The organism is Asaia bogorensis (assembly GCF_900465345.1).
Classification (GTDB): domain Bacteria; phylum Pseudomonadota; class Alphaproteobacteria; order Acetobacterales; family Acetobacteraceae; genus Asaia; species Asaia bogorensis_A.
In genome coordinates, this window is record NZ_UEGO01000007.1 from 1 (window position 1) to 6,584 (window position 6,584).

4 protein-coding genes and 1 pseudogene are annotated in these 6,584 nt (G+C 56.2%); 4 read left to right on the forward strand and 1 reads right to left on the reverse strand.

Annotated features, from left to right (window positions below):
• Positions 1-213 (forward strand): annotated as a pseudogene (locus ED655_RS03325) (hypothetical protein); the annotation flags it as partial.
• Positions 214-329: 116 nt separating this feature from the next.
• Here ED655_RS03325 and ED655_RS03330 read toward each other — a convergent pair.
• Positions 330-500, reverse strand: coding sequence for a DUF1328 domain-containing protein (locus tag ED655_RS03330; RefSeq protein ID WP_122048997.1), 171 nt, complete (start codon positions 498-500; stop codon positions 330-332).
• A gap of 230 nt (positions 501-730) precedes the next feature.
• Between ED655_RS03330 and ED655_RS03335 the strand changes: the two genes are divergently transcribed.
• From ED655_RS03335 to ED655_RS03345, 3 genes are all read left to right on the forward strand, one after another.
• Positions 731-2,764 (forward strand): NAD(+) synthase, encoded by a 2,034-nt coding sequence (locus ED655_RS03335; RefSeq protein WP_122048994.1) that lies wholly within the window; start codon positions 731-733, stop codon positions 2,762-2,764.
• Positions 2,765-3,513: 749 nt separating this feature from the next.
• Positions 3,514-4,887 (forward strand): calcium-binding protein, encoded by a 1,374-nt coding sequence (locus tag ED655_RS03340; protein WP_240993470.1) that lies wholly within the window; start codon positions 3,514-3,516, stop codon positions 4,885-4,887.
• A gap of 148 nt (positions 4,888-5,035) precedes the next feature.
• A partial coding sequence (locus ED655_RS03345) for a glycosyltransferase family protein (protein ID WP_122048996.1) occupies positions 5,036-6,584 on the forward strand: 1,549 nt, incomplete at its 3' end.

A 6,584-nucleotide genomic window follows, 5' to 3' on the forward strand; every position in this document is an offset into this window, starting at 1 on the left:
GGTTACGGCCGTGTCGGCTATGGTGGACCAGGCTGGGGCGGCCTGGGCCTGGGCCTTGCAACGGGCGCTGTCATAGGCGCCGCTGTTGCGCAGCCTTATTATGCGCAGCCCTATGCGGCAGCCCCATACACCTATGCCTGTGGTGGCTATGCCAATTGTGATCCGCAGCAGGGATATGCCTATCCCGGAGACCCCTATCCCGGCGGGTACTGAGTGCCCTTCCAGGCGACATGCACAAAAAAAGGCGGGGATCGTCTCCCCGCCCTTTTCTTTTTCAACCCACCAACAGCGCGGTCAGACGGGTTGCTTTCAGGCTGCGAGGCCTACCCTCAGCGCGTGCGCCCTCTGCCGAAGACGAAGCTCAGGACGAAGAGCACAAGGAAGATGAAGAACAGGATCTTGCCGATCGATGCGAAGTCGGCCGAAATACCGCCGAAGCCGAGGACACCAGCCAGAAGAGCAAGAATCAGAAAGACGATAGTCCAGCGCAGCAGATCCATGACGATGACTCCAATTGGGAACATAACATAATCGTCATGATCCTTGATGGGTCGTGAACGGACGAAAGCCCTGCCGGTTCATGCGGCTCAAGGCTCGCCCTTGTAATTTAATCAGGAAAGACGTTTCTGGTCAGGCTTCCGCCCCCGACGCACCGGGTTCAGGGCACCATGTCGACGCACAGGAAATACAGGCTCCAGACCAGCCTGACGATATGACAGGAGACGATCCCATGAGCACGTTCCGATCGCTTTACCGGCATGGCTTCGCGCGTGTCGCGGCCTGTACCGTCCCCGTTCGTCTCGCTGATCCACAGCATAACATGGAGCAGATCCTCGCGCTGGCTTGCCGATGTGCGCAGGAGGGTGCCGTGCTCGCCGTATTCCCGGAGATGTGCCTTTCCGGCTATGCCATCGATGATCTGAGGCAACAGGATGCTCTCCTCGAAGGCGTTGTGCAGGCGCTGCTGTCGCTCGCCGACCGGTCGAAAGACTGGAACAGTCTCATTGTCGTTGGAGCACCACTGGTTCAGCGAGGACGACTGTTCAACTGTGCGGTCGTTCTGCAACGCGGTCGGATCCTTGGCATAGTACCCAAGTCGTATCTGCCCAATTACCGCGAGTTTTATGATTCGAGGCATTTCGTCTCGGGATCCGGCATAGGGCAGGAAACGATCAGGATCGGTGATCAGATCGTGCCTTTTGGCACCGACCTTCTTTTCGAAGCCGATGATCTGCCTGGTTTCACCCTCGGTATAGAGATCTGCGAGGATCTCTGGGTTCCAAGCCCGCCGAGCACGGCCATGGCCATGGCAGGAGCCACGGTTATCGGCAATCCGTCAGCCAGCACGATCACCATCGGCAAGTCAGAGGATCGCCATCTGCTCTGCCGTGCGCAATCACAACGCGCTCTTTGTGCCTATGTCTATGCGGCAGCAGGCGCCGGGGAATCGACAACCGATGTCGCATGGGACGGGCAGGTATCGGTTTATGAATCTGGTCGCCTTCTTGGTGAGTCCGCACGTTTCCCGAAAACAGCCCAGGTCGCCTTCGCCGATATTGATCTCGATCTGCTACGTCAGGAACGCCTGCGCATGGGCAGCTTCCATGATTGTGCCCGAGCGCAGGAGCAACGGTACTGGCGGCGTATTGACATGATACTCAGCCCTCCTGAGCATGATATCGGTTTTCATCGTGCAGTACCCCGCTTTCCATTCGTGCCCGAAAACGAGGCACGCCTGGACCAGGATTGCTATGAGGCCTGGACCATTCAGGTGCGAGCCCTGACACAGCGCCTTGAAACAAGCGGTGTTGAACGCGCGGTAATTGGTGTTTCAGGTGGGCTGGATTCGACGCTTGCCTTGCTGGTGGCCGCGCGTGCAGCCGATGAGATGGGGTGGGCCCGCAATCGCATTCACGCCTATACCATGCCCGGTTTCGCTACTGGCACGGCAAGTCTTTCCCTGGCACACGATCTGATGAAGGCATTGGGGGTCGAGGCGCACGAACTCGACATCCGCCCGACCGCCATGCAGATGCTCGGAACCATCGATCACCCCTTTGCCACCGGCAAAGCCGTGCATGATGTCACGTTTGAGAACGTGCAGGCCGGTTTACGCACAGACTTCCTGTTCAGGCTGGCCAATCAGTGCAATGGCATCGTGATCGGTACAGGTGACCTGTCGGAACTTGCATTGGGCTGGTGCACATATGGTGTCGGCGACCAGATGTCGCACTATAATGTAAATGCCGGCATGCCAAAGACCCTGATCCAGCATCTGATACGCTGGCTGGCGAGGCAGCAAGACCTGGGGCCGGATATTGCTCCTGTTCTGGAAAATATCGTTTCTGCCGAAATTACCCCTGAACTCGTCCCGGCAGACGAGAAAGGTGTACAGAAGACAGAGGAAAAGATTGGTCCCTACCCACTACAGGACTTCAATCTGTACTATACACTTCGTCATGGCTTCCGACCCAGCAAGATCCTCTTTCTGGCCATGCAGGCATGGGAGGATAAGGATCGCGGAATCTGGCCTGCCCATTATCCCGCCGATCGTCGCATCGCCTACGATTCCGCAGAAATACGTCATTGGCTAACGCTCTTCATCAGAAGGTTCTTTGCCTTCAGCCAGTTCAAACGTTCGGCGATGCCTAATGGCCCCAAATTATCGTCCGGAGGCAGCCTGTCGCCTCGTGGAGAGTGGCGCGCGCCTTCGGATGGAACAGCCGCAGCATGGTTGGCCGAGATCGAGGCTGTGAAACTCTAGAAATCCACCGAGGGGGATTCGGCGGATTCCCCCGGGATCATCACATCATGGGAAGATAATCGATCACTAAATCTTCATATATATTTAGTTTTTCCTGATAATTAACAAATAGCTATCGTGGTCCGGTTCGTCTGGTCATGACATTTCAGCTGATATTTATTGCAAAAACAGCTTCTTGGCCGTCACCAGGCTGCTCTCGAGCCCGCCCGCCATCAAATACCAAAGGTATGTTGTTATTAACAAAACCGCAGAGACAAGGGCAGATGAGCACGCCTTTGCCTCACTACGTTTCGGCCCATATCGCCATGCTTCGGAATAACTATTATTTCAAATGATGTATTCATCACCGTAAATTGATCACCAAATCAGGATATCATGTGATTATCCAAACAGAAACACGTATATCAAAAAATCGAGATCATATCTCATGATTTCAAATGATATCTTCACGAGATATGCCACTCCCATCATGTGGGTCTTGATTCAGGTGATGTCGAATTATTTCCATTACAGCAGTTTTATTGACTCGCGGTGCAAGTTAAGACATTCATAAAAAAGTTGGTGTTCAACCCGGGTCTTGCCAGACGACACAGCCATGCCGCCCGCCAAGGCTTTAAGGGGCGGACGGCATGTAACAGCATACGTCTTCAGAGCCTTCAGAAAAATAAAAAGGAGATGATCGCATGGCGATCGTAACAATAGTTGGTTCGTCTGGAATGTCTGTTCAGGTCACTGTGGAAGGGGCTCGGATGCAGACACTCGCTTCGAGTTATGCGACACAGATTTTCAATGCGTACGAGCAACAAAACCTGACCACGGTCGATCTCGTCGCCGGATCGAACGTAGGCCCCTCATCAAACAGTAGCGTCATCCAGGGTGTCATCACCACTGGCGGCGCTTTCTCGATGCAGGGCAACTACACCAATCTCGTCATCGGTACGCAGGGTGCGCCCGTTGACTCCCCCAATACGCTTATCCCTGCTGCGCCCCTCGCTTCACCGGTTACGGTTGATGGCACGGGCGTCACGGCCAGCAACCTCTCGGTCCTCGCGGGCAATACGGGGTCGGTCAGCTTCTATGCTGGCAGCTACAACGGCACGTTCGTCGCCACCATGGGCAATAACCTGTTCGATGCCGCAGGCCAGAAGGGCAACTGGACGATCGCAACAGGCGATGGCAATGACACGATCATTGCAGCAAACGGCGTCAACAACATCCGTGCCGGTGACGGCGCGAACGTGATCACCCTGGGCTCGGGTGCTAACTTCGTGGCGTCGGAAGGTCAGGACACCATCACAGGCGTCGAAAACTCGTCCGACACAGTGACCCTGCTTGGCGGCAATTCGATCGTCACGCTCAAGTCCAACTCGCTGGTTGTTGACGCCGCCCTGTCGGGAAGCCAGATCTCGGTCGGTATCAACAGCACGGTCTTTGGTGGCACCGGGTCGACCGTCAACTTCACAGGCGCGACCGGCACGATCGTTGGCGCTATCGGCGACACCATCTCGGCTGCTGGCGACCTGCAGGTCTATCACGGCTGTGACCAGTCGATCAGCGTCTCGGGTGCCCTGCGCTTTATCTCCGGCACGGGCAACACTTCGATCAATGCTGGCCTCGGCACGATCTGGGGCGCGAACGACCTGCACGCCAATGTCAACACCAACGGTCTCGCGCTGTTTACGGCGAACCAGCCCAGCACCACAGGCAGCCAGTATATCGACGCGTCCTCCTCCAAGGGTACGCTCGAAGCCTGGACGGGTGCAGGCAACAACACGGTTATCGGCACCTCGGGTTCCGATCACTTTGTGTTCGGCACGCAGTTCGAGAACTCCAATGGTGACAGCTTCGCAACCGTGACCGGTGGTGATGGTGCAGCCAACACCTTCGGCGTGCTGGCTGGCCACAATGGCGGTGATATCACCATCACCGACTTCGGCAGCGCTGCTGGCAACATGTTCTTCATGTACAACTACAAGCCCGCCGATGCCGATCAGGCCGTGAAGAACCTGCTCGCTACGGCAACTGTAGCCGGTGGCAACACCACGCTGCAGCTGGACAACAACATGAAGGTCACGTTCCTTGGCGTGACTGATCTGAAGGCTTCGAACATCGTCATCAGCTAAAAGCTGATCCTGATTACGAGAGCTGACTAATCGAAGGCCCGATCCGATGGATCGGGCCTTTGTTTTTCCAGATAGTAAAATTCGTTTATAGACTTGTCTGGCCTTCAAGATCCGGCCGATCCCGAACTCATCCCTGAGTGAGCACGTCTTGCACGATTTTACCAACACGAAGACATCTTCCGGTTTTGACGATACTGAAGCTTCGATCGAGGCGCTGCGGGCCTCTGCCTATCTGGCGACCACCCGCGCGGACTCACTCCAGGCTGAACTGCGTCTGAGCAATCAGCAACTCAAGCTTATGCGTCGTTCACTCTCCTGGCGCATGATGGAGCCTCTGCGCTGGGTTCGTGCCCTCACACTGGGGCGCCTGCCACGCGGCGTACCGCTCAATGAAGCATGGGAACAGTGGCAGGATTCTTACCGGACCGAAGGTTTTCTTAAGGCGATGAGTCGCTTTATCGACATCGGACGCGTCAAACGCAGGCTTTCACGTCATAGTGATCAGGCAGGCGATCCGCTCTTCGTTCCGACAAAGCGCCAGGAACAGATCATGCGTCGGCCGGCACCACGGGCCGACCGGTTTCTGCGTCCTCACTATTTGCTGATCGCCGATCTCGGACTCCAGCAATGCACCAAATATCGCGTCACGCAAAAAGCGGAACTGATGCGAAAGCTTGGCTGGACCGTCCAGATCGTGGATTGGCAGGATAGCGGTGAAGCGCTCTCAGCCCTTCAGGTCGCAACACATGTCCTTTTCTATCGCGTCCCCGGCATTGCCTCGGTCCTGTCACTCATCAGTGAGGCCAAGCGTCTCGGCTTACAGCCACGTTGGGAAATCGATGACCTGCTGTTTAGCAAGGCTCTATACCGCAGCAACCGCAATCTAGATACGTTGGATAACTCCGAGCGTCAGGCCCTTTACCATCTCGCAGACCTCTATCGGCGTGCGCTTCAGGCCTGCGGCCGTGGCATGGCCTCGACCGAAGCTCTTGCCAAGGAGATGCGCAAGATTGGCATCGAGGATGTTCTGATTCTCGAAAACGCGCTTGATAGCCAGACGCTGGATGTCGCAAGCCGCATCCTCGCAAACCGGGTGGCTCGAGGCAATGACCGCATCGTCATATGCTACGGCTCGGGAAGCCGGGCGCATGACATGGATTTCAAGATCGCCGAAACGGGGCTGATCGCGGCCATGAAAGCGGAACCGCGTCTCGAGCTTCTGTTAATCGGGCCGCTCAAGATCTCAACCAGCTTTGCCCAGTTTGGCCCTCGCGTGAGACGGGTCAATGAGCTGTCCTATGCAGCCTATCTCGAAGCCCTCTCCGAGGCTGACATTGCCATTGCACCGCTTGAGGACACTCTGTTCAACGACTGCAAGAGCAACATCAAGTTCCTCGAGGCGGCGATACTGTCCTTGCCTTCCATCTGCTCACCGACCGACACCTATAAGCGCGTTATCAGGACCGGAGAGAACGGTATGCTTGCGCGTAGTGCCGAGGAATGGCGCGATGCACTTCTTACCTTGGCCCATGATCCTGCGCTGCGTGAGCGTATGGGAGAGACCGCAAGAGCAACTGCGCTGGATCTTTACGCCCCGGAGCGGATTCTGACCCAGCAGGCGGAACCGGTTTTTGGAAGGCCGCCGTCTTTCGGACACAAGGCACCCCGTATTCTTCAGGTCAATGTGTTCATGGCGC